The following is a 21612-nucleotide window of genomic DNA, read 5'->3' on the forward strand; positions in this document are numbered from 1 at the left end:
CTGACAGAAGACGCAGGTCAGCGGGCAGGAGACGTCACCCGATCGGGTGACACGGCGGAACGAGACGCCGACGTCCGCATCCCCCGGTTACCGCGCGACGGCCAGCGGGCACCGACGAGCCCATGGACGCCGACATCAGGCTCACGGTGGACGGCGAGCTGCACGAGCTCACCGTCGACACCCGCACCACCCTGCTCGACCTCCTCCGCGAGCGGCTGGGCAACACCAGCCCGAAGAAGGGCTGCGACCACGGCCAGTGCGGCGCCTGCACGGTGATCCTCGACGGCGAGCGCGCCCTGCTCTGCCTCGCCCTCGCCGTCGCCCACGACGGCGCGGAGATCACGACGGCGAACGGTCTGGCGCCCGAGGGCGAGCTCCACCCGGTGCAGCAGGCCTTCCTCGACCACGACGCCTTCCAGTGCGGCTACTGCACGCCCGGGCAAGTCTGCTCGGCCGTCGGCCTCCTCAGCGAGGTCGACCGCGGCTGGCCGAGCCACGCCACCGCCGACCTCACGAGCGACCCCGAGCTCAGCGACGCCGAGGTCAGCGAGCGGATGAGCGGCAACCTCTGCCGCTGCGCCGCCTACGCCACCATCACCCCGGCGGTGCAGCAGGCCGGCGGTGCCCGGTGAAGCCGTTCGCCTTCGCCCGCCCCGGCTCCGTCGCCGAGGCCGTCCGGGAGGTCAGCGCCGAGCCCGGCGCCGTCTTCCTCGGCGGCGGCACCAACCTCGTCGACCACCTCAAGCTCGGCGTCGCCCGGCCCGACCTCGTGGTCGACGTCCGCACCCTCACCTCGCGGGAGACCACCGACACCGACGACGGCGGCCTGCTGGTCGGCGCCGCCGTCAGCAACAGCGAGCTCGCCGCCGACCGCCGGGTCCGCGAGCGCTATCCGGTGCTCGCCCAGGCCCTGCTCGCCGGCGCGAACGGCCAGCTGCGCAACCTCGCGACCGTCGGCGGCAACCCGCTGCAGCGCACCCGCTGCGTCTACTTCCAGGACGTCACCACCGCCTGCAACAAGCGCGAGCCCGGCAGCGGCTGTGCGGCGGTCGGCGGATACACCCGCTACCACGCCGTCCTGGGCGTCCCGGCCGCGCTGCCCGACGCCACCGCGGCGGAGACGTGCATCGCCACGCACCCCTCCGACATGGCGGTAGCGCTGGCCGCCCTCGACGCCGTCGTCCACGTCCTCGGCCCGCAGGGCGCGCGCACGCTGCCCTTCCGCGAGCTGCACCGGCTCCCCGGCGACGACCCGAGCCGCGACACCGTCCTCGGGCACGGCGACCTCGTCACCGCCATCGAGCTCCCGCCGCTGCCGATGGCCGCCCGCTCCACCTACCGCAAGGTCCGCGACCGCGCGTCCTACGCCTTCGCGCTCGTCTCGGTCGCCGCCGCGCTCGACCTCGACGGCGACACCGTGCGCGACGTGCGCCTGGCCCTCGGCGGCGTCGCGCACGTGCCCTGGCGGGCGACCCGCGCCGAGGCGGTGCTGCGCGGCGGCCCCGCCACCGAGCGCGCCTTCCGCGCCGCCGCCGAGGCCGAGCTCGCCGCCGCCCAGCCGCAACCGGGCGTCGACGGCGGCAACGGCTTCAAGATCCCGCTGCTGACCCGCACCATCCCCGCCACCCTGCGGGACCTGACCGAGGGAGCGACCTCGTGACCGACCTCCTCGAGCCCTGCGCGATGGGCCGCGACCTGGTCCGCCGCGACGGCGTCCAGAAGGTCCGCGGCACCGCCACCTACGCCTACGAGACGCCGGTCGAGTCGCCGGCGTTCTGCCACCCCGTCCAGGCCACCGTCGCCCGCGGGCGCATCACCGGCATCGACACGGCGGCCGCCGAGGCGCTCGACGGCGTCCTCGCCGTGCTCACGTCCGAGAACGCCGAGCGGCTGGCCTCCACCGACGACGCCGAGCTGGCCGTGCTGCAGTCCCCCGACGTCGCCTTCCGCGGCCAGGTGGTGGGCGTCGTCGTCGCCGAGACGTCCGAGCTCGCCCGACAGGGCGCCGACCTCGTCGTCGTCACGTACGCCGAGCAGGAGCACGACAGTGCGCTCACGGTCGACCATCCCGGCCTCTACGCCCCGGAGAAGGTCAATCCGTCCTACGACACCGACGTCGTCCAGGGCGACGTCGACGCCGAGCTCGCCGCCAGCGCCGTCGTCGTCAGCCGCACCTACGCGACGGCGATGGTGCACAACAACCCGCTCGAGCCGCACGCCTCGACGGCGCTGTGGGACGGCTCCTCGCTCACGCTGTGGGACTCCACCCAGGGCGTGCACCCCGACCGCCAGGCCGTGTGCACCGTGTTCGGGCTGGAGGAGGAGCAGGTCCGGGTCGTGTGCCCCTACGTCGGCGGCGGCTTCGGCTCCAAGGGCACCCCGCACGCCAACGTCGTCCTGGTGACCATGGCCGCCCGCGCGCTGCCCGGCCGCCCGGTGAAGCTCGCCCTGACTCGCCAGCAGATGTTCAGCCTCGCCGGCTACCGGACGCCGACCATCCAGAGGATGCAGCTCGGCGCCGACCGCGACGGCCGCATCCGGGCCCTCACCCTCGACGTCGTCGAGCAGACCTCCCGGATCAAGGAGTTCGCCGAACAGACCGGCGTCCCCGCGCGGATGATGTACACCGCGAACGCCCGGCGGACGACGCACCGGCTGGCCGCCCTCGACGTCCCGGTGCCCTCCTGGTTCCGCGCGCCCGGCGAGTGCCCCGGCATGTTCGGCCCCGAGGTCGCGATGGACGAGCTGGCGCACGAGCTCGGCATCGACCCGATCGAGCTGCGCGTCCGCAACGACCCCGAGCGCGACCCCGAGACCGGCCAGCCGTGGTCGAGCCGGCACCTGGTGGAGTGCCTGCGCGAGGGCGCCGAGCGCTTCGGCTGGGCCGGGCGCGACCCGCGGCCGGGCGTGCGCCGCGAGGGCCGCTGGCTGGTCGGCACCGGCGTCGCGTCGTCGGTCTACCCGACCATGCGCCAGGCGCAGTCGACCGCCGACGTGCGCTTCGAGGACGGCCGCTACGTCGTCGAGATCGGCGCCGCCGACCTCGGCACCGGCGCCTGGACGGTGCTGCCGCAGATCGCCGCGGACGCGCTCGGGGTCGACGTCGACGACGTCGAGGTGCGCATCGGCGACACCCGCTACCCCATCGCCTCGGTGGCCGGCGGCTCGTCGGGCACCAACACGTGGGGCTCGGCGATCGCCGTGGCGGCGCGCGAGTTCCGCGGCAAGTTCGGCTCCGACCCGCGCGACGGCGACGAGGCGTCGGGCCAGGTGGACCAGGCCGACACCGACGACGAGCACGCCACCTACGCGTTCGGCGCCCAGTTCGTCGAGGCGCGGGTCGACGTCGACACCGGCGAGGTGAGGGTGCCGCGGCTGCTCGGCGTCTTCGCCTGCGGGCGCATCCTCAACCCGCGCACCGCCCGCTCCCAGTTCATCGGCGGCATGACCATGGGCCTGTCCATGGCGCTGCACGAGAACAGCGTCTGGGACCCGCGGATCGGGCAGGTGGCCAACCACGACTTCGCCGAGTACCACGTGACGGTCAACGCCGACGTCGGCGACGTGCAGGCGCACTGGCTCGACGAGGAGGACCCCTACGTCAACGTCATGGGCGCCAAGGGCATCGGCGAGATCGGCATCGTCGGGACGGCGGCCGCGGTGTCCAACGCGGTGTGGCACGCCACCGGGGTCCGGGTGCGCGAGCTGCCGGTGACGCTGGACCGGCTGCTGCCGGCGCTCCCCTGAGACATCATCGACCGGTGGCCGCCAGGGACCTGCAGGACCTCGTCCGGCGCCGGCTGTGGGAGCTCGGTGAGACCGTGCACCAGGCCTCCCGCCGCGCCCGCGGCGCGGTGGGGCCGGAGGTGCTCGAGCGGCTCGCGCACACCCGCGGCTGGGCGCTGATCAGCCCGTGGATGGCCGGGCACCTCGCGCGCGCCCTCGACGTGCCGGAGAACCGCGTGCGCCGGGCCGCCGGCCTGCCCGAGGTGGCCGACCCCCGCACCGACGTGCCCACCGGGCCGCACCTGCGGCTGGTGCACGGCGGGGCGTCCCGGCCCGGGACGGGTGAGGCGTCCGAGGCGTGACGGACCGGTCCGGCCGCCGTGTGAGGAGCGCCACGCCGCGACCGCCCCGCTGAGGGAAACCGCAGGTCAGCGGCGTGTGGACCGTCGCGTATACGACGGCCCTGCGGAGGCGCGCGGGAGGTGGCCGGTCGGGCGTGTCTCGCGGACGCCAGGCAGGATGGCTCCTGAGATGGCGAGCGCAGCACGGGCCGGGGCGGTCGCCCCGCAGACGACCAGCCGACCGCTCCGGGTGTGGCAGCAGGCCGCCCTCGAGCGCTACGAGGACTCCTCCCCCAAGGACTTCCTCGTCACCGCGACCCCGGGCGCGGGCAAGACGACCTTCGCCCTGACGCTGGCCGCGCGGCTGCTGCAGCGGCGCGAGGTCGCCCGCGTGATCGTCGTCTGCCCGACCGACCACCTGCGGCTGCAGTGGGCCGACGCCGCCGACCGGCTCGGCATCGTGCTCGACCCCGGCCTGACCAACGCCGTCGGCCCGGTGCGCGCCGGCACCCAGGGCTACGTGACGACGTACGCGCAGGTGGCGGGCAAGCCGATGCTGCACGCGGCGCGCGCCACCGCCGTCAAGACGCTGGTGATCCTCGACGAGGTCCACCACGCCGGTGACGGCCTGTCCTGGGGCGAGGCGATCGAGGAGGCCTACGGCTTCGCCGCCCGCCGCCTGTGCCTGACCGGGACGCCGTTCCGCACCAAGCCCGACGAGCGGATCCCCTTCGTGCGCTACGAGGAGGACGGCTTCGAGGGCGACTCGGCCGACGGCGCCGGGCTGGTCAGCCGCGCGGACTACACCTACGGCTACAAGGAGGCGCTGGCCGACAACGTCGTCCGCCCGGTCGTCTTCGCCGCCTACACCGGCACCGCGCGCTGGCGGAACTCCGCCGGCGAGGTCGTCGCCGCGTCGCTGTCGGAGGCCGGCACCCGCTCCGTGGAGATGGCCGCCTGGCGCACCGCGCTGGACCCCAAGGGCCAGTGGGTGCCGCACGTCATCGCCGCCATGGACGACCGGATCACGCACCTGCGCGAGGAGGGCGGCATGCCCGACGCCGCCGGGTTGATCCTCGCCAGCGACCAGGACGACGCCCGCGCCTACGCCAAGATCGTCCGCCGGGTGACCGGCAAGGCGCCCGAGCTGATCCTCTCCGACGACCCCAAGGCGTCGAAGAAGATCGAGCGGTTCGCCACCGGCTCGGCGCGGATCGCCGTCTGCGTCCGGATGATCTCCGAGGGCGTCGACGTCCCGCGCGCCGCCGTCCTCGCGTGGATGACCTCCTACCGGACGCCGCTGTTCTTCGCCCAGGCCGTCGGCCGCGTCGTCCGGTCGCGGGCGTCGCACGAGACCGCCACCGTGTTCCTCCCCGCCGTCCGGCCGCTGCTCGGCCTGGCCGCGTCGATGGAGAAGGAACGCAACCACGTCATGCCGCCGCCGAAGGCGGCCGACCCGGAGGCGCTGGACCTCGACCCGCTGCCGCCCAAGGAGCGCGAGGCGGTCGGGCTCAAGCAGTGGGAGGCGCTGGAGGCCGACGCCCGCTTCGCGCACGTGCTGCACGGCGGGACGGCGCACACCGGGTCCGACGGCGGCGTCGCCGTGGCGCCCGAGGACGAGGACTTCCTCGGCATCCCGGGCCTGCTCACCGCCGAGCAGACGGCGTCGCTGCTGGCCCGCCGCGACGACGAGCTGCGGCTGCGGATCGCCCAGCGGGTGCACGACGACGACACCGGCGAGCTGCCGCTGGTCGAGGACCACCCCGACGAGGACCTCGCCGATGACGCTGCCGGCCGCTCCTGGCGCGACGCCGCCGAGCTGCGCCGCGAGGTCAACCGGCTGGTCGCCCGCGTGGCGGCGAAGACGTCGCGGCCGCACGGCGTCGTGCACACCGAGCTGCGCAAGTCGGTGCCCGGGCCACCGTCGGCCTCGGCGTCGGTCGAGGTGCTGCGCGCCCGCCGGGAGCGTCTCCGCACCATGCTGTGAGGGCGTGCATCTCCGCGGAGGTGCACACCCTCAGCCGGTCGGCAGCAGGCCCCTCGACGCCGCGACGGCGACCGCCTCCGTGCGGGAGCCGGCGCCGAGCTTGGCCAGGATGTTGCTCACGTGCACGCTGGCGGTCTTCTCGCTGATGTAGAGCTCGCGGCCGATCTGCCGGTTGGTGCGGCCCCGGGCGAGCAGCGCCAGCACCTCGGTCTCGCGCGGGGTGAACACCGCCGCCGCGTCGACCACGCGGCCGGCGCCCGGCAGCTCGAGCCGGGCGCGGCGGGCCAGCGCGGTCACCGCGTCGAGCAGCGGCGCCGCGCCCAGCGAGCGGGCGGTCGCCGCCGCCGCGGTCAGCGGCGCCAGCGCGGCGTCGCGGTCGCCCGCGGCGACCAGCGCCTCGGCCAGCCGCCACCGGCAGCGGGCCTCCTCGTAGACGTGCCCGTAGCCGAACGCCCCGACAGCGGCCGCCCACAGCGCGGGCTCGGCCCGGCCGGCCAGCCGCGCGGCCTCCGCCTCCATCCGCGCCAGCCACGCCGCCGCCTCGACACCGTGCGGCCCCACGGACCGCGCGTGGTCCTCGACCGCCTCCCGGCCCAGCGCGAGCAGCGCCTCCCCCGCCGCCGTCCACTCCGCTCCGGCAGCCGCGTCCCCGGCCAGCCGGGCCGCGGCGACCGCGTCACCCACCGGGGCCAGCGCCGTGGTGACCAGCCGGAGGACGGCGAGCCGCTCGGGCCCCCACAGCCGCCGGAGCGCGGCGTCGGCGTCGGTGGCGGCGCGCACCGCGGTGGCCGGGTCGCCGGTCCACGCGGCGTGGTCGATCTCCGCGCCCGCCGTGGCCAGGAGCAGCAGCACGTGCGCGTCGAGCCGGCCCACCAGCCCGCGCGCCCAGGCGATCCGCTCGGCGGCCACCGGGGCGCCGCGGCCGACCTGCACGAGCAGCCCGGCCGCCCGCACGTGCGCCGCCATCTCCGGCATCCGGGCCAGCCGGTCGGCCAGCGCCAGGCTGCCGTCCCAGTCGCCGCGGACGTAGCGCGACACCACGCCCAGGTGCCGCAGCTCCGCGGCGTAGAACGACCACTCGACGCCGAGCTCGCGCGCCCGCGCCAGCCCGACGTCGCTCCAGCGCAGCGTCTCCTCCGACGCCCCCGCCTCGTAGGCGACGATCGCCAGGTTGAACAGCACCCGCATCTCGACGTCGGGGTCGCCGGACCGGCGGGCGCGCGCCAGCGCCTCCTCCAGCCGCGCGGGCAGTTCGTCGCCGCCGTGCGAGCGGGCCAGCGACACCGCGACGTCGGCCCAGGCGCTGTCCAGGCCCAGAGCGTCGGCCGAGGCCAGCGCCTCCTCGGCGGCGGCGTCGCCCTCCGCGCGGCGGCCCACCTCGTAGCAGGCCCGGGCGTGGGTGGCCGCCGCCCAGGTGCGCGCCAGCGACGGCGGGTCGGCCGGGACCAGCGCCATCGCCGCGGAGGTCTCGCGCACCGCGGCGGCCTGGTCCTCGATGCGGGCCAGCGCCTGCGCCAGCGTGTAGTGCACCTTCGCCCGCATCACCGGGTCGCCGTCGGGCCCGAGCACGTCCTGGGCCGCGCGCAGCAGCGCCACCGCCCGGTGCAGCTCGCCGCTGCGGCGGGCGGCGGCCGAGGTCTGCTTGAGCAGCTCGACCTGGCTGCGCCCCGCGCGGGCGGCGGCGTCGGGGACGGCCGGCCACAGCGCGAGCGCGGCCTCCAGGTGCTGCAGCCGCTCGGCGGGGGCACCGGCGCGCCCGGCCTCGTCCGCGGCCTCCAGCGACGCCACGAGCGCACCGGGCAGGTCGTTGCTCTCCTGCAGGTGGTGGGCGCGCTCGGCCGCGGTGCCCGCGCCGGGGACGGCGGCCAGGTGGGCGGCCACGGCGGCGTGCAGCCGCACCCGCTCGCCGGGCAGCAGGTCGGCCAGCACGGCCTCGCGCAGCAGCGCGTGCCGGAAGCGGTAGGCGCCGTCGGGGTCGACGACGAGCAGGTGCGAGTGCACGGCCTCGGCCAGCGCGCGCTCGAGGTCGCCGTCGGACGGCCCGCCGACGGCGGACAGCAGCTCGTGCCGCACCCGCCGCCCGGCCACCGCGACGCCCCGCAGCACCTGCTGGGCGGCCGGCGACAGCTGCTCCACCCGGGCGAGCAGCACGTCGGTGAGCGCCCACGGCAGCGTCTCGCCCGCGAGGCCCGCGGCCAGCAGCTCCTCGGCGTAGAAGGCGTTGCCCTCGGCGCGGGCCACCACGTCGTCGACCGTGCGGTCGTCCACCCCGGCGGCCAGGCCGCGCACGAGCTCCTCGACGGCGGGGTCGGGCAGGGGGCCGAGGTCGAGCCGCTCGACGCCGGGCAGCCGCACCAGCTCGGCCAGCAGCGGGCGCAGCGGGTGCCGCCGGTGCAGGTCGTCGGAGCGGTAGGAGGCGACGACGGCGACCGGCTCGTCGGCCAGCCGCGCGAGCAGGTAGCGCAGCAGGTCGCGGCTCGACCGGTCGGCCCAGTGCAGGTCCTCCAGCAGCACGAGCACCGGCGCCTGCGCCGCGAGCGAGGCCAGCGCGCCGGCGACCGCCTCGAACAGCTGCAGCCGGCCGTCGTCGACCGGCGGGCGCAGCGCGCGCACCGCGGCGTCGAGGTCGGCGCCGTCGGACTCGGCGGCCCGCGCCCGGGCGGCGAACAGCCCGGCCGCGCCCTCGCCGAGCTCGGCGGCCACGGGGCGCAGCAGGTCGACGAAGGGCAGGTAGGGCAGGCCCACCTCGCCGAGGTCGACGCAGTGCCCGGTGAGCACCCGCAGGCCGCGGCCGGCGGCCCGGGCGGCCAGCTCGTCGAGCAGCCGCGACTTGCCGACGCCGGCGTCGCCGGCCACCAGCACCGCCGAGCCGCGCCCGGCCGCCGCGCGGTCGACGGCGGACTCCAGCGCGGCGACCTCCCGCGCGCGGCCCACCAGGGGTCGGTCCTCCCACCGCGGCACGTCGCCGATCGTGGCACGCGCCGCGGACAGGACGGGCCGGCCCCGGTCGCGGGCCGCCCGCGCGGGGGACGTCAGGCCGCCCGCCGGGTGCGCCGCAGCCGCCAGGGGCCGCGGCGGGTGCGGGTGTTGTGCCCGATCGCCTGCAGGACCTCGCGCCGGTAGGCCAGCTCCGCCTCGAGCCCGGGGTTGGGGTAGATGCTCACGGCCGTCTCCTCGTGTCGTCGTCCCGTGTGGACGACGACCACGGTCGGCCTGAGGCGGGACCCCGGGCATCGGGCGACCGCGCAGTCCCCGGCGCGCGTGGCGGCCTGAGTACGGCCCGAGGGGATCTGAGGCCCCCTCAGACAGGCCTCAGCGCAGCTCGGTGCCGCGCGTCTCCGGCAGCGTGAGGATGCCGAGGAAGGCGACGACGGCGGCCCCGGCGACGTACCAGAAGAACACCGTGGGCATGCCGCGGTCGGAGAGGAACGTGATCAGCAGCGGCGCCGTCCCGCCGAACAGCGCGACGGTCGTGTTGTACCAGGCGCCGATGCCGGTGGCCCGCAGCTCCGTGGGGAACAGCTCGCTCATGATCGCCGGCGCCAGCGAGGCCATCGCCGCGTAGAGGCCGAGCCCGACGCAGAACACGACGACCAGCGAGACCAGGTCGTCGCGGACGAGGTAGGACAGCGGGACGACGAGCACCGCCGTCGCCGCCGACCAGGCGAGCAGCACCGGCTTGCGGCCGACCCGGTCCGACAGCGCGCCGTAGGGGTAGCACAGCGCGATGAACAGCGCGGTGCCGATGGACAGCGCGATGAAGACGTCGTTGCCGTCGGCGTCGCGGAAGTTCACGGCGAACGGGGTCAGCGCGCTGAAGAAGGTGTAGTAGCTCAGCGTCGACAGCAGCGTGAAGGCGCACAGCTGCAGGACCGACCGCGGGTGCTCCCTGATCGTGCGCAGCAGCGGGTTCGTCGTCGCCCGCGCCTTCTCCGCGTTCTCCTCGAAGCTCTCGCTCTCGCTCAGCGAGCGGCGCAGCCACAGGCCGACGAAGCCGAGCAGCCCGCCGACGGCGAACGCGATCCGCCAGCCGTAGGACTCCAGCTGCGCCTGGTCGAGCACGCCGGTGAGCAGCACGCCGAGCAGCGAGGCGAGCAGCAGTGCCGTCCCGGTGGAGATGTAGAAGAACGCCGAGTAGCGGCCGCGCCGCGCGGGCGGGGCGATCTCGGCGAGGTAGGCCGAGGCACCCGACACCTCGCCGCCGAGGCTCAGGCCCTGCGCGATGCGGGCCAGCAGCAGCAGGATCGGCGCGAACCAGCCGACCTGCTCGTAGGTGGGCAGCAGCGCGATCACCAGCGAGCCGCCGGCCATCAGCAGGATGGTCAGCAGCATGCCGGCCTTGCGGCCGCGCAGGTCGGCGAAGCGGCCGATGAGCACCCCGCCCAGCGGCCGGAAGAAGAACGCCAGCGCGTAGGTCGACGTCGTCCCGATCAGCGCCAGCGCCTCGTTCTCCGACGGGAAGAACTGACCGGAGAAGTACACGAGGAAGGTGGCGTACACCGTCCAGTCGAACCACTCGACGGCGTTGCCGATGCTGGCCGACACCAGCGTCCGCACCGGCAGCCTGTGCTGCTCGGCGGTGCCCTGCCTGCTCGCCGTCTGCGCCATGCGCACCGACGCTAGTGAGGGACGGCACACCCGGCAGGTCGAACCCGGCGCGCGCGGCCCCCGGTGCGGGAGAAGGCTGGGGACGTGGCCGACCTCTCCCCCACCGTCTTCGTCCTCTACGGCGCCACCGGCGACCTCGCCGCGCGCATGGTGCTGCCCGCCTTCGACCAGCTGGAGCGGCGCGGGCTGCTCCCCCCGGACTGGCGGCTGGTCGGCAGCGGCCGCGGGGAGCGGTCCGACGACGACTTCCGCGGCATCGTCCGCGACGCCCTGTCCGAGCACGGCGACGGCGAGCCCGCCGACGGCCTGCTCGAGCGGCTGCGCTTCGCCGGCGGCGGCTTCACCCCCGAGGACCCGGGGCAGCTGGTCGACGCCGTCGCCGCGGCCCGCGAGGAGCTCGGCGGCGACGCCCAGCTCGTGCACTACCTCGCCGTCCCGCCGGGCGCCTTCGAGGGCATCACCCGCGGCCTCGACGCCCACGGCCTGGCCGCCGGGGCCCGCGTCGTGTTCGAGAAGCCCTACGGCACCTCCCCCGACGCGTTCCGCGAGCTCGACGAGCTGGTGCACTCGGTCCTCGACGAGGAGCAGGTCTTCCGCATCGACCACTTCCTCGGCAAGGAGGGCACCCAGGACCTGCACGTCCTGCGCTTCGCCAACGGGCTGTTCAGCTCGGTGTGGAGCCGCGAGCACGTGGCCCAGGTGCAGATCGACGTGCCCGAGACCCTCGACGTCGCCGACCGCGCCGAGTTCTACGACGCCACCGGCGCGACGCTCGACATGCTGGTCACCCACCTGTTCCAGGTGGCCGCCGAGGTCGCCATGGAGCCGCCGGTCTCGCTGCGCCCGGCCGACCTGCAGGAGGCGCGGGAGGCGGTGCTGGCCGCGTTCCGGCCGCTGGCCCGGGAGGACGTCGTCCTCGGCCAGTTCGAGGGCTACCGCGACCTCGACGACGTCCCCGACGACAGCCGCACCGACACCTTCGTGGCCGCCCGGCTGTGGGTGGACACCGACCGCTGGCGCGACGTGCCGTTCCTGCTGCGCACCGGCAAGCGCATGGCCGAGGGCCACCAGCGGGTCACGCTGGTCATGAAGCGGCCCGACGGGCCGGCCGGCCCCACGCCCGGCGGCGGCAACACCGTGTCCCTGTCGCTGTCCGGCGCCGGCGAGCTGGACCTGGGCCTGGTGACCAAGCGGCCCGGTCCCGACCTGGAGATGGCGGTCGCCGAGGCGACGCTGGACCTGGGCAAGGTCGACGGCGGCCAGCCGCTGCCGGCCTACGCCTCGCTGATCCACGACGTGCTCGTGGGCGACCGGTCGCTGTTCACCACCGGCGCGGGACTCGAGCAGGCCTGGCGGGCGGTGCGGCCGGTGCTGGAGGACCCGCCGGAGGTGCAGCCCTACGCGCCCGGCTCCTGGGGGCCGGCGGACGCGAAGGGGCTCGCCGACCCGTGCGGGTGGGTGCTGGGGAGCTGAGGTCCGGACCGGGCTCTGGTCGCCTCGCGGCGAGTTGCACAACACGGCTCCAGGCCCCCGGCCGAGGCCGGGGCGGTGGTCCGTGGAGGCGGTATCCAATTGGCACCCGGGGACACAGAATCGCCCGGTCCGGACGATCCCCAGGGTACCCCTCCCCCGGGCGCTGACACACGGGATCCGGGGCACACCCCGCCTGCGAGGATCACCCCCGTGGCCGACCTGACCCCGACCGAGGCCGCCGTGCTCGACGCCGTGGACGAGGCCACCGCCGTCGACCTGCTGTGCCGGCTGGTCGCCGTCCCCTCCGTGGGCGGCAGCGCGGCCGAGTCGGAGGTGCAGCACCTCGTCGCCGCCGAGCTCGACGCGCTCGGCTGCGACGTCGACCGCTGGGCCGTCGACCTCGCCGCCGCGGCGGCCGCGCCGGACGCGCCCGGCCAGGAGGTCGGGCGCGAGGAGGCGTGGGGCGTCGTCGGCACCCTGCCCGGCACCGACGACGGCGACCCCGCCCTGGTGCTGTGCGGGCACACCGACGTCGTCCCGACCGGCGACCGGGCGCTGTGGGACGGCGACCCGTTCACCCCGCGGGTCGTCGGCGGGGAGGTGCTCGGGCGCGGGGCCTGCGACATGAAGGGCGGGGTGGCCGCGTCGCTGGCGGCGCTGGCCGCGGTGCGGGCGGCGGGCGTGCGGCTGCGCCGGCCGGTGGCGCTGCACAGCGTCGTCGGCGAGGAGGACGGCGGCCTCGGCGCGTGGGCGACGCTGGCCCGCGGGCACCGCGGCGACGCCTGCGTCATCCCCGAGCCCACCGACGGCGCCGTGGTCACCGCGGCGGCCGGGGCGCTCACCTTCCGGCTGGAGGTGGCGGGCCTCGCCGCGCACGCCGCGATGCGCGACCGCGGGGTGAGCGCGGTGGAGCTGTTCGCCGAGGTGCACGCCGACCTGCGGGCGTTCGAGGCCGACCGGCAGCGCGACGCCGACCCGCGCTTCGCCGGCGAGCGGTACCCGTACGGGCTCTCGGTCGGCACCGTGCGCGCCGGCGACTGGGCCTCCACCGTCCCCGACCGGCTGGTCGCCGAGGGCCGCTACGGCGTCCGGCTGGGCGAGTCGCCGGCCGCCGCCCGCGCGGCGTTCGAGGCGCGGGTCGCCGGTTTCTGCACCGGGCACCCGTGGCTCGCCGCGCACCCGGTGCGGGTGACGTGGACCGGCGGGGCCTTCGCGCCGGGCGAGCTCCCGCGGGGGGACGCCCTCCTCGCCGACGTGCGCGGTGCGGTGGTCGACGCCGGGGGCCGTGAACCCGCCGAGCGGGCCGTGAACGCCGGCACCGACCTGCGCCTCTACGCCGCCGCCGGCATCCCCGCGCTGCACCTGGGCCCGGGCGACCTGCACCTGGCGCACGGCCCGGCCGAGCGGGTTCCGGTCGCCGAGGTGACGGCGGTGGCGCGCGCGCTCGCACTGCTCACCCTGCGCCGCTGCGGGGTCGCGTGATCGGCCAGGCGGAGTTCGCCGCGCTCGCCGGCGACTCGCCCGCCGCGCGCGACGAGTGGGCGGCCGTCGTGGCCGCGTGGAGCGAGCCGCACCGCCGCTACCACGACCTGCGCCACCTGGCCGCCGTCCTCGGCCTGGTCGGCGAGCTGGGCGCGGCCGCCGCCGACCCGGCCGCCGTCGCGCTGGCCGCCTGGTACCACGACGTCGTCTACGACCCCCGCCGCGGCGACAACGAGCGGGCCAGCGCCGACCGCGCGCGGGCGGGCCTCGCCGGGCTGGTGCCGGAGGCGCGGCTGGCCGAGGTCGAGCGGCTGGTCCTGCTCACCGCCGGGCACGCCGCGGAGCCCGGCGACGCGAACGGCGCGGTGCTCTGCGACGCCGACCTCGCCGTGCTGGCCGGGCCGCCGGAGGCCTACGCCGCCTACGCCTCCGCGGTCCGCGAGGAGTACGGCCACCTGCCCGACGACGTCTTCACCGCCGGGCGCACCGCCGTGCTCGAGTCGCTGCTGGCGCTGCCCGCGCTCTACCGGCTGCCCGCCACCCGGGAGTGGGAGCCGCGGGCGCGGGCCAACCTGGCCGCCGAGCTCACCCTGCTGCGCGGTCGCGCTTCCTGACCCGCAGGCCCGCCGCCGTCAGCCGGGCGAGCAGCTCGCGCGCGCCCACGGGCTGCGCGCCGGCGGCCACCGCGACGTCGTAGAGGTCCTCGGGGACGTCGTAGTGGTCGCCCTGGAAGGCGCGCCGCGGGATGCCGAGCTCGGCGGCGACGAACGCGTGCAGCTCCTCGTGGGACACGTCGCTGACCAGGTGGGACCACCGGCGGCCGCGCCACGGCCAGACGGGACTGTCGATCAGCACGGACACGGGGTGCAGTCTGCCCTCCGGCTACGGTCGTCGCCGTGGGCAACGAGATCCGCTGGGGCGTCGTCGGGCCGGGGCGCATCGCGCAGAGCGTGATGGGCGACTTCGGGCACGTGGAGGGCGCGCGGCCGGTGGCCGTGGCGTCGCGGTCGGCCGACCGGGCGCAGGCGTTCGCGCAGCAGCACGGGCTGGAGCGGGCCCACGGCTCCTACGCCGAGCTGGTGGCCGACCCCGACGTCGACGTCCTCTACCTCGCCACCCCGCACCCGCAGCACCACGCGGTGGCGCTGGCCGCGATCGAGGCCGGCAAGGCGCTGCTGGTGGAGAAGGCGTTCACCGCGACGACGGCCGGCGCGCGGGAGGTGGTCGACGCCGCCCGGGCGAACGGGGTGTTCGTCATGGAGGCGATGTGGACCCGCTTCCAGCCGGCCGTCGTCCGGATGCGGGAGCTGATCGCCGACGGCGCGATCGGCGAGGTGCGCTCGGTGCAGGCCGACCTCGGCGTCGACCGCGCCTACGACCCCGCCGACCGGCTGTTCGCCCTCGAGCTCGGCGGCGGCGCGCTGCTCGACCTCGGCGTCTACGTCGTCTCCTTCGCCCAGATGCTGCTCGGCACGCCCGACCGGGTCACCGCCGCCGGGTCCACGTTCCCCACCGGCGCCGACGCCGAGGCCGCACTGCTGCTGACCTACGACGACGGCCGCAGCGCCACGCTGACCACCTCGCTGCGCTACCCGACCCCGGGGCAGGCGCGGGTGTTCGGCACCGGCGGCTGGATCGACGTCCTCCCCCGCTTCCACCACCCGGCCACGATCGTGCTGCACCGCACCGGCGCCGAGCCGGAGGAGATCACCCTCCCGCCGGACGGCACGGGCTACTCGCACGAGCTGGCCGAGGTGACGCGGTGCCTGCAGGCCGGCCGCACGGAGAGCGACGTCATGCCGCTGGCCGACACCCTGGCCGTGCAGGACGTGCTGGAGCAGGCGGCGCACCAGCTCGGCGTCCACCACCGCGAGGACCCGCACGCCCTCTGAAGCTCGCCGGGTCAAGAGCCGGGGTGTGATGCCGATGACATCGGCATGCTGCTCACCGGGCTCGCCACCGCGCTCGCCAAGCTCACCTCCGCCTCGGCCGTCGCCCAGGCCACGGCGGGGCTCGGCATCGCCGTCGCCGGGGTCACCGGCGCCGGCCTCACCGGCGTCCTCCCCGGCCCGGTCCAGGACGGCGTCGCCGGTGTCCTCGAGTCGGTGACGCCGCTCGACGTGCCCGACTCCGGCGACGGCCGCGCGGCCGCGACGCACGACGACGACGCGGGGGCCGACCCGGCCGCCCCCACGGCGACCACCACGTCGACCACCACGGCGAGCCCCTCGGCCGACCCCTCGGGCTCCCCGGCCACCGGCACGCCCGGCGACGACGGGGCCGACGGGCCGACGGCGGCGCCGACGCGCGCGCCCGCCCCGCCGAACACCGCGGCGCGGCCGACCGGCGCCGGCCCCTCCCCCGCCGGGACCGGCTCGGGCTCGGGCCGGGACCACCCCGAGGACGACCCCACCCCCGGCGCCACGGCGACGGTCTCCGGCTCCGACGACGACGAGCCCGGCCACCACTCCGGCGCCACCCCGTCCGGCAGCTCCGACGACGACTCCGGGCACGACTCGGGGGACGACTCCGGGTCCCACTCGGGCTCCGACGACTCCGGGTCCGACGACTCCGGGTCCGACGACTCCGGGTCCGACGACTCCGGGTCCGACGACTCCGGCGACGACTCGGGCTCGGGATCCGGGCACGGCGGCCGCGACCACTGAGCTCAGGCGGCGGTCCAGGCCCGGCCGCTCGCCTGCTCGGGCGTCGGCACGCGGGTGGGTGTGCGCCCGGCCCGCCGCACGGCGCCGGCCAGGGTGACGGCGTCGACGACGGCGGCCCCGCCCGGATCGTTGTTGAGGTAGACGAACACGTCCTCGTCGTCGGCCCAGGTCGCCGCCAGGCGCTGCGCCCACTCCTCGAGCACCGCCGGCGGGTAGCCCCAGCCCTCTGCACCGGTGTGCAGCCGGAGGTAGCCCCAGCCGGCGGTGCGCCACAGCGGGGTGACCGGCCGCTCGGCGCGGTCGGCCCAGCACAGCGCCGCGCCGTACCGTTCGAGCAGGTCGCGGACCTCGTCGGTCTCCCACGTGGCGTGCCGCGGCTCGACGGCGACGCGGACGCCGGGCGGGAAGCAGGCGAGGCAGTCGCGCAGCAGGCCGGCGTCGGCCTTGAGCGTGGGCGGCAGCTGCAGCAGGACGACGTCGAGCCGGTCGCCGAGGCCCTCGGCGTGCTGCACGAGGCGGGCCACCGGCTCCTCGGGCTCGCGCAGCCGCTTGACGTGGGTGAGGAAGCGGCTGGCCTTGACCGCCCAGCGGTAGTCGGGCGGGGTGCGCTCGCGCCAGGCTGCGAAGGTCTCGCGGGCGGGCAGCCGGTAGAAGGCCGCGTTGCTCTCGACCGTGGCGAAGTGCTGCGCGTGGTGCTCCAGCCACAGCCGCTGCGGCAGGCGCTGCGGGTAGAAGCGGCCGCGCCAGTCGCGGTACTGCCACCCCGAGGTCCCGATCACCACGGCCACGCCGTCGGCCTACCCTCCGCCTCCATGGCCGACGCACCCGCCCGCTTCAAGGACCTCTGCATCGACGCCCGCGACCACCAGGCGCTCGCCGACTGGTGGTGCGCCGCCATGGGCTACGTCCGCCGCGACGAGGTGGCGCCACCCGAGCCGGGCTGGACGCGGCCGCGCGGGTGGCCGGTGCCGATCGTCGACCCGTCGGGCGCCGGGCCGCTGATCTGGGTCAACCCGGTGCCCGAGGGGAAGGTGGTGAAGAACCGCGTGCACCTCGACGTCGTGGGCGACTCGGCGGCGCTGCGGGCCGCCGGCGCCACCGTGGTGCGGCCGTCCGACGAGCGCCCCGGCCACGAGGCGGACGAGGACGCCGGGGAGATCGGCTGGGACGTGCTCGCCGACCCCGAGGGCAACGAGTTCTGCTGCTTCCCGCCCCCGCGGGACTGACGCCCCGGAGACGCCGACAGGGGCGGCCCCGCGCGATGCGGGACCGCCCCTCCCGGGCGTTGCTGGTGTCACACGGTGCAGAGGACGGGACTCAGAAGTCCATGCCACCCATGCCGCCGTCGGCGCCCGGCATGGCCGGGGCGGACTTCTCCGGCTTGTCGGCGATGACGGCCTCGGTGGTGAGGAAGAGCGCCGCGATGGAGGCGGCGTTCTGCAGCGCCGAGCGGGTGACCTTGGCCGGGTCGATGATGCCGGCCGAGACCAGGTCCACGTACTCGCCGGTGGCGGCGTTGAGGCCGTGGCCCACCTCGGAGTTGCGCACCTTCTCCGCCACGACGCCGCCCTCGAGGCCGGCGTTGACGGCGATCTGCTTCAGCGGGGCCTCGAGCGCGACGCGCACGATGTTGGCACCGGTCGCCTCGTCACCCTCGAGCTCGAGCTTGTCGAACGCGACGGCGGTGGCCTGCGCGAGGGCGACGCCACCACCGGCGACGATGCCCTCCTCGACGGCGGCCTTGGCGTTGCGCACCGCGTCCTCGATGCGGTGCTTGCGCTCCTTGAGCTCGACCTCGGTCGCGGCGCCGGCCTTGATGACGGCGACGCCACCGGCCAGCTTGGCCAGGCGCTCCTGCAGCTTCTCGCGGTCGTAGTCGGAGTCCGACTTGTCGATCTCGTTGCGGATCTGGTTGACCCGGCCGGCGATCTGCTCGCTGTCGCCGGCGCCCTCGACGATCGTCGTCTCGTCCTTGGTGACGACGACCTTGCGGGCGCGGCCCAGGAGGGAGACGTCGGCGGTGTCGAGCTTGAGGCCGACCTCCTCGCTGATGACCTGGCCACCGGTGAGGATGGCGATGTCGGTCAGCATGGCCTTGCGGCGGTCGCCGAAGCCGGGAGCCTTGACGGCCAGCGACTTGAAGGTGCCGCGGATCTTGTTCACGACCAGGGTCGCGAGGGCCTCGCCCTCGACGTCCTCGGCGATGATGGCCAGCGGCTTGCCCGACTGCATGACCTTCTCCAGCAGCGGGAGCAGGTCCTTGACCGAGCTGATCTTCGAGTTGACGACGAGCACGTACGGGTCGTCGAGGACGGCCTCCATGCGCTCGGGGTCGGTCACGAAGTAGGGCGAGATGTAGCCCTTGTCGAAGCGCATGCCCTCGGTGAGCTCGAGCTCGAGGCCGAAGGTGTTGCTCTCCTCGACGGTGATGACGCCTTCCTTGCCGACCTTGTCCATCGCCTCGGCGATGAGCTCGCCGATGGCGGGGTCAGCGGCGGAGATCGACGCGGTGGCGGCGATCTGCTCCTTGGTCTCGACGTCCTTGGCGGTCGAGAGGAGGTACTCGGTGACCGAGGCGACGGCCTTCTCGATGCCCTTCTTCAGGGCCATCGGGTTCGCGCCGGCGGCGACGTTGCGCAGACCCTCGCGCACGAGCGCCTGGGCGAGCACGGTGGCGGTGGTGGTGCCGTCACCCGCGACGTCGTCGGTCTTCTTCGCGACCTCCTTGACCAGCTCGGCGCCGATCTTCTCCCAGGGGTCCTCGAGCTCGATCTCCTTGGCGATGCTCACACCGTCGTTGGTGATGGTGGGAGCGCCCCACTTCTTCTCGAGGACGACGTTGCGGCCCTTGGGGCCGAGCGTCACCTTGACGGCGTCGGCGAGGGTGTTCATGCCCCGCTCGAGGCCGCGGCGCGCCTCTTCCTCGAAGGCGATCATCTTGGCCATGTGGTGATGTCCTCCATGCATGGATCGCTGCACGGCCGGGACCGGCGCCCGCGACGGACGACACCGGCGCCGCGGACGCTCCGTCGGTCCGCGCTCCGGTGCCTCACCGTTCCGACCTGATTGGCACTCGGCACTGTCGAGTGCCAACGGGAAGTCTGGCACTCGCACCTGCCGAGTGCAAGAACGGGGGGTGGGCGCCGGCTGTTCCCCCCCGGGGTCAGCCCCTCGGCGGGTCGGCGTGCCAGACCCCCGTCACGGGGTCCCGGCGCTCGACCAGCACCGCGCCGTCCCCGGTGGGCAGCCACACGCGGTTGCGCCCGTCGTCGTACTTCAGCTCCAGCCCCGGCCGGTGCGCCAGCGTCGGCGCGTCCTCCAGGTGGGTGATGCTCCAGCGCGGCACGGCCGCTCCTCTCGTCCTGGCCCCGGGCACGACCGAGGCCCGGCCCCCCGCGGGGGACCGGGCCTCGGGACGGGCGCAGGGTCAGACGGCGCGGACGGCGTCGGCCTGCGGGCCCTTCTCGCCCTGGACGACCTCGAAGGACACGCGCTGGCCCTCGTCGAGGCTCTTGTAGCCGTCCATCTGGATGGCCGAGTAGTGGACGAAGACGTCCTGGCCGCCGTCGACGGCGATGAAGCCGAAGCCCTTCTCGGCGTTGAACCACTTCACGGTGCCCTGTGCCACGTGCGCTCCCACGGTCGTGCGTGCGGACGACCCCCGTGATCCGGGGGCCGGGATCCAGCTCTTCCGCCCGTGATCACGTGCGTGGAACTGACCGCGCGAGACGGTACAACAAGGAGGCCGACGCGGGGAGATCCTCCCCACACGACTCGGCCACGATCGGGTCGGGGATGTCACCCGACCGGATCGGCGCTGTGCAGGACTCTACGCCTCAGGAGATGAGGCCCGCCGACCGGACCGACCGCAGCGAGGGCTCCACCCGGTGGGTGAACCCGACCACCGGCAGCAGCGGGTCGAGGGTCTTGAGCCCCTCCCCGGTGTTGAGGACGACGGTCTCCTTCGAGGGGTCGAGCCGGCCGTCCTCCACCAGCTGCCGGAGCACCGCGACGGTGACGCCGCCGGCGGTCTCGGCGAAGACGCCGGTGGTGCGGGCGAGGTCGCGGATGCCCTCGACGATCTGCTCGTCGCCCACCCGGCCGACCGACCCGCCGGTGCGGCGGATGGCGTCGAGCGCGTACGGGCCGTCGGCGGGGTTGCCGATGTTCAGCGACTTCGCGATGCCGGTGGGCTTGACCGGCTTGACGACGTCCCAGCCGTTGTCGAAGGCGGTGGCGATCGGGTCGCAGCCGGCCGACTGGGCGCCGAAGACGCGCCACTCCGTGTCGGCGACGATCCCCGCCTTCACCAGCTCCCGCCAGGCCTTGTCGACCTTGGTGAGCAGCGAGCCCGACGCCATCGGGATGACGACCTGGGCCGGGATGCGCCAGCCGAGCTGCTCGGCGATCTCGTAGCCCATGGTCTTGGAGCCCTCGGCGTAGTAGGGCCGCACGTTCTGGTTGACGAAGGCGGTGTCCTCGAACTCGTCGGTCTCGGCGAGCTCGCTGGTGAGCCGGTTGACGTCGTCGTAGGAGCCGTCGACGGCGACCAGCGTCTGGCCGTAGACCGCCGACTGCACGACCTTGCCGGGCTCGAGGTCCGAGGGGATGAAGACGAAGGAGGGCAGCCCCACGCGGGCGGCGTGCGCGGCCACCGAGTTCGCCAGGTTGCCGGTCGAGGCGGCGGCGATCTTGCGGTAGCCCAGCCGCTTGGCCGCGGTGGCGGCGAGGCTGACCACCCGGTCCTTGAACGAGTGCGTCGGGTTGGCGGAGTCGTCCTTGACCCACAGGCCGCCGGTGATGCCGAGCTCGGCGGCGAGCCGGTCGGCGCGGACCAGCGGGGTCATGCCCGGGTCGAGCGAGACGCGGTCGGCCGGGTCCTGGCCCACGGGCAGCAGGGCGGCGTAGCGCCAGATGTTCTGCGGGCCGGACTCGATCTGCTCGCGGGTGACGGCGGCCATCAGCTCGGGGTCGTAGTCGACCTCCAGCGGGCCGAAGCACTCCGCGCACGCGTGCTCGGCGATGAGGCCGAAGGTGGCGCCGCAGTTGCGACAGACGAGGCCGCGGGCGGGGCTGGGCGGCACGGGGCCGCCGGCAGCGGAGTCGGCCTGGACAGAACCGGGAGCGGTCAGGGTCATGCGACGACTACCTCCTCATCTTCCCCACGTCGGGCCGTCGAGCCGCGCGGGACGGAATTGGCACCTCTCGCCGCTCGCGCGAGCGCGGTTGCCGGGGCTTCGTCGGGCCGTGTCCCTCTGCCCCTCTGGATGAGTGGAACGCCCCGAGTCTACCCGGGGTCCGGAGGCGGTCCCGGTCCCGGCCATGCTGG

Annotated in this window: 20 protein-coding genes and 1 riboswitch; of the genes, 11 read left to right on the top strand and 9 right to left on the bottom strand. The window is 75.5% G+C overall.

Annotated features, from left to right (window positions below):
* Positions 1 to 122: 122 nt before the first annotated feature.
* The 5 genes from WA616_RS11915 to WA616_RS11935 all read left to right on the top strand — a co-directional run bounded on the left by WA616_RS11915 (position 123) and on the right by WA616_RS11935 (position 6054).
* Complete coding sequence (locus tag WA616_RS11915) at positions 123 to 632, top strand: 2Fe-2S iron-sulfur cluster-binding protein (RefSeq protein ID WP_073418440.1); 510 nt, start codon at positions 123 to 125, stop codon at positions 630 to 632.
* Positions 629 to 1660, top strand: coding sequence for an FAD binding domain-containing protein (locus WA616_RS11920; protein WP_336030038.1), 1032 nt, complete (start codon positions 629 to 631; stop codon positions 1658 to 1660). The genes WA616_RS11915 and WA616_RS11920 overlap by 4 nt, the downstream gene beginning before the upstream one ends.
* Complete coding sequence (locus WA616_RS11925; RefSeq protein ID WP_336030039.1) at positions 1657 to 3747, top strand: xanthine dehydrogenase family protein molybdopterin-binding subunit; 2091 nt, start codon at positions 1657 to 1659, stop codon at positions 3745 to 3747. The genes WA616_RS11920 and WA616_RS11925 overlap by 4 nt, the downstream gene beginning before the upstream one ends.
* A gap of 14 nt (positions 3748 to 3761) precedes the next feature.
* The gene (locus WA616_RS11930) at positions 3762 to 4088 is read left to right on the top strand and encodes a hypothetical protein (RefSeq protein WP_336030041.1); all 327 of its coding nucleotides are present in this window, start codon (positions 3762 to 3764) and stop codon (positions 4086 to 4088) included.
* A 169-nt stretch (positions 4089 to 4257) separates the two neighbouring features.
* Positions 4258 to 6054: a DEAD/DEAH box helicase gene (locus tag WA616_RS11935; protein ID WP_336030043.1), complete on the top strand. Its 1797-nt coding sequence runs from the start codon at positions 4258 to 4260 to the stop codon at positions 6052 to 6054.
* 30 nt (positions 6055 to 6084) lie between these two features.
* Here the strand turns inward: WA616_RS11935 and WA616_RS11940 are convergent, their stop codons facing one another.
* From WA616_RS11940 to WA616_RS11950, 3 genes are all read right to left on the bottom strand, one after another.
* Positions 6085 to 9015, bottom strand: a complete 2931-nt coding sequence (locus WA616_RS11940; RefSeq protein ID WP_336030045.1) for a helix-turn-helix transcriptional regulator — start codon at positions 9013 to 9015, stop codon at positions 6085 to 6087.
* 71 nt (positions 9016 to 9086) lie between these two features.
* Positions 9087 to 9218, bottom strand: a complete 132-nt coding sequence (locus WA616_RS11945; RefSeq protein WP_336030049.1) for a hypothetical protein — start codon at positions 9216 to 9218, stop codon at positions 9087 to 9089.
* A 148-nt stretch (positions 9219 to 9366) separates the two neighbouring features.
* Positions 9367 to 10662, bottom strand: a complete 1296-nt coding sequence (locus WA616_RS11950; protein ID WP_336030051.1) for an MFS transporter — start codon at positions 10660 to 10662, stop codon at positions 9367 to 9369.
* An 84-nt stretch (positions 10663 to 10746) separates the two neighbouring features.
* Here WA616_RS11950 and WA616_RS11955 point away from each other — a divergent pair, with 84 nt between their 5' ends.
* The 3 genes from WA616_RS11955 to WA616_RS11965 all read left to right on the top strand — a co-directional run bounded on the left by WA616_RS11955 (position 10747) and on the right by WA616_RS11965 (position 14231).
* Positions 10747 to 12135 (top strand): glucose-6-phosphate dehydrogenase, encoded by a 1389-nt coding sequence (locus WA616_RS11955; protein WP_336030053.1) that lies wholly within the window; start codon positions 10747 to 10749, stop codon positions 12133 to 12135.
* Between the two features lie 210 nt (positions 12136 to 12345).
* Positions 12346 to 13617 carry an ArgE/DapE family deacylase gene (locus tag WA616_RS11960; protein ID WP_336030054.1) on the top strand — a complete coding sequence of 424 codons (1272 nt, stop codon included), beginning with the start codon at positions 12346 to 12348 and terminating at the stop codon, positions 13615 to 13617.
* Positions 13614 to 14231 carry an HD domain-containing protein gene (locus tag WA616_RS11965; protein WP_336030056.1) on the top strand — a complete coding sequence of 206 codons (618 nt, stop codon included), beginning with the start codon at positions 13614 to 13616 and terminating at the stop codon, positions 14229 to 14231. The genes WA616_RS11960 and WA616_RS11965 overlap by 4 nt, the downstream gene beginning before the upstream one ends.
* Here WA616_RS11965 and WA616_RS11970 read toward each other — a convergent pair.
* Positions 14203 to 14478: a DUF4031 domain-containing protein gene (locus tag WA616_RS11970; protein ID WP_336030058.1), complete on the bottom strand. Its 276-nt coding sequence runs from the start codon at positions 14476 to 14478 to the stop codon at positions 14203 to 14205. The two genes, WA616_RS11965 and WA616_RS11970, sit on opposite strands and share 29 nt — an antisense overlap.
* A 35-nt stretch (positions 14479 to 14513) precedes the next feature.
* Between WA616_RS11970 and WA616_RS11975 the strand changes: the two genes are divergently transcribed.
* Together WA616_RS11975 and WA616_RS11980 are read left to right on the top strand one after the other, a co-directional pair.
* Entirely contained in the window at positions 14514 to 15509 is a 996-nt protein-coding gene (locus tag WA616_RS11975; protein ID WP_336030059.1) for a Gfo/Idh/MocA family protein, read from the top strand.
* A gap of 45 nt (positions 15510 to 15554) precedes the next feature.
* Positions 15555 to 16283 carry a hypothetical protein gene (locus tag WA616_RS11980; RefSeq protein ID WP_336030061.1) on the top strand — a complete coding sequence of 243 codons (729 nt, stop codon included), beginning with the start codon at positions 15555 to 15557 and terminating at the stop codon, positions 16281 to 16283.
* Between the two features lie 2 nt (positions 16284 to 16285).
* Here the strand turns inward: WA616_RS11980 and WA616_RS11985 are convergent, their stop codons facing one another.
* Positions 16286 to 17071 (bottom strand): DUF72 domain-containing protein, encoded by a 786-nt coding sequence (locus WA616_RS11985; protein WP_336030063.1) that lies wholly within the window; start codon positions 17069 to 17071, stop codon positions 16286 to 16288.
* 24 nt (positions 17072 to 17095) lie between these two features.
* On the opposite strand from WA616_RS11985, the gene WA616_RS11990 reads away from it, so the two are divergent.
* Positions 17096 to 17509: a VOC family protein gene (locus WA616_RS11990; RefSeq protein ID WP_336030066.1), complete on the top strand. Its 414-nt coding sequence runs from the start codon at positions 17096 to 17098 to the stop codon at positions 17507 to 17509.
* A 91-nt stretch (positions 17510 to 17600) separates the two neighbouring features.
* Here WA616_RS11990 and groL read toward each other — a convergent pair whose 3' ends face one another.
* From groL to thrC, 4 genes are all read right to left on the bottom strand, one after another.
* On the bottom strand, positions 17601 to 19229 hold the full coding sequence (gene groL / locus WA616_RS11995; protein ID WP_073418416.1) for a chaperonin GroEL: 1629 nt from the start codon (positions 19227 to 19229) through the stop codon (positions 17601 to 17603).
* A 217-nt stretch (positions 19230 to 19446) separates the two neighbouring features.
* Positions 19447 to 19629 (bottom strand): hypothetical protein, encoded by a 183-nt coding sequence (locus tag WA616_RS12000; RefSeq protein ID WP_336030069.1) that lies wholly within the window; start codon positions 19627 to 19629, stop codon positions 19447 to 19449.
* Positions 19630 to 19710: 81 nt separating this feature from the next.
* Positions 19711 to 19911 (bottom strand): cold-shock protein, encoded by a 201-nt coding sequence (locus WA616_RS12005; protein ID WP_073418412.1) that lies wholly within the window; start codon positions 19909 to 19911, stop codon positions 19711 to 19713.
* A 208-nt stretch (positions 19912 to 20119) separates the two neighbouring features.
* Entirely contained in the window at positions 20120 to 21421 is a 1302-nt protein-coding gene (gene thrC, locus WA616_RS12010) for a threonine synthase (protein ID WP_336030070.1), read from the bottom strand.
* A 12-nt stretch (positions 21422 to 21433) separates the two neighbouring features.
* Positions 21434 to 21557, bottom strand: a riboswitch (SAM riboswitch).
* Positions 21558 to 21612: the final 55 nt, after the last annotated feature.

This window comes from Geodermatophilus sp. FMUSA9-8 (assembly GCF_037034165.1).
GTDB lineage: Bacteria > Actinomycetota > Actinomycetes > Mycobacteriales > Geodermatophilaceae > Geodermatophilus > Geodermatophilus nigrescens.

What these genes read in the sequence shown, in the direction of transcription:
- WA616_RS11990 (WP_336030066.1), top strand. Translation starts at nt 17,096, where the DNA reads ATGGCCGACGCACCCGCCCGCTTCAAGGACCTCTGCATCGACGCCCGC.
- WA616_RS11980 (WP_336030061.1), top strand. Translation starts at nt 15,555, where the DNA reads ATGCTGCTCACCGGGCTCGCCACCGCGCTCGCCAAGCTCACCTCCGCC.
- groL (WP_073418416.1), bottom strand. Translation starts at nt 19,229, where the DNA reads ATGGCCAAGATGATCGCCTTCGAGGAAGAGGCGCGCCGCGGCCTCGAG.
- WA616_RS11950 (WP_336030051.1), bottom strand. Translation starts at nt 10,662, where the DNA reads ATGGCGCAGACGGCGAGCAGGCAGGGCACCGCCGAGCAGCACAGGCTG.
- WA616_RS11935 (WP_336030043.1), top strand. Translation starts at nt 4,258, where the DNA reads ATGGCGAGCGCAGCACGGGCCGGGGCGGTCGCCCCGCAGACGACCAGC.
- WA616_RS11915 (WP_073418440.1), top strand. Translation starts at nt 123, where the DNA reads ATGGACGCCGACATCAGGCTCACGGTGGACGGCGAGCTGCACGAGCTC.
- thrC (WP_336030070.1), bottom strand. Translation starts at nt 21,421, where the DNA reads ATGACCCTGACCGCTCCCGGTTCTGTCCAGGCCGACTCCGCTGCCGGC.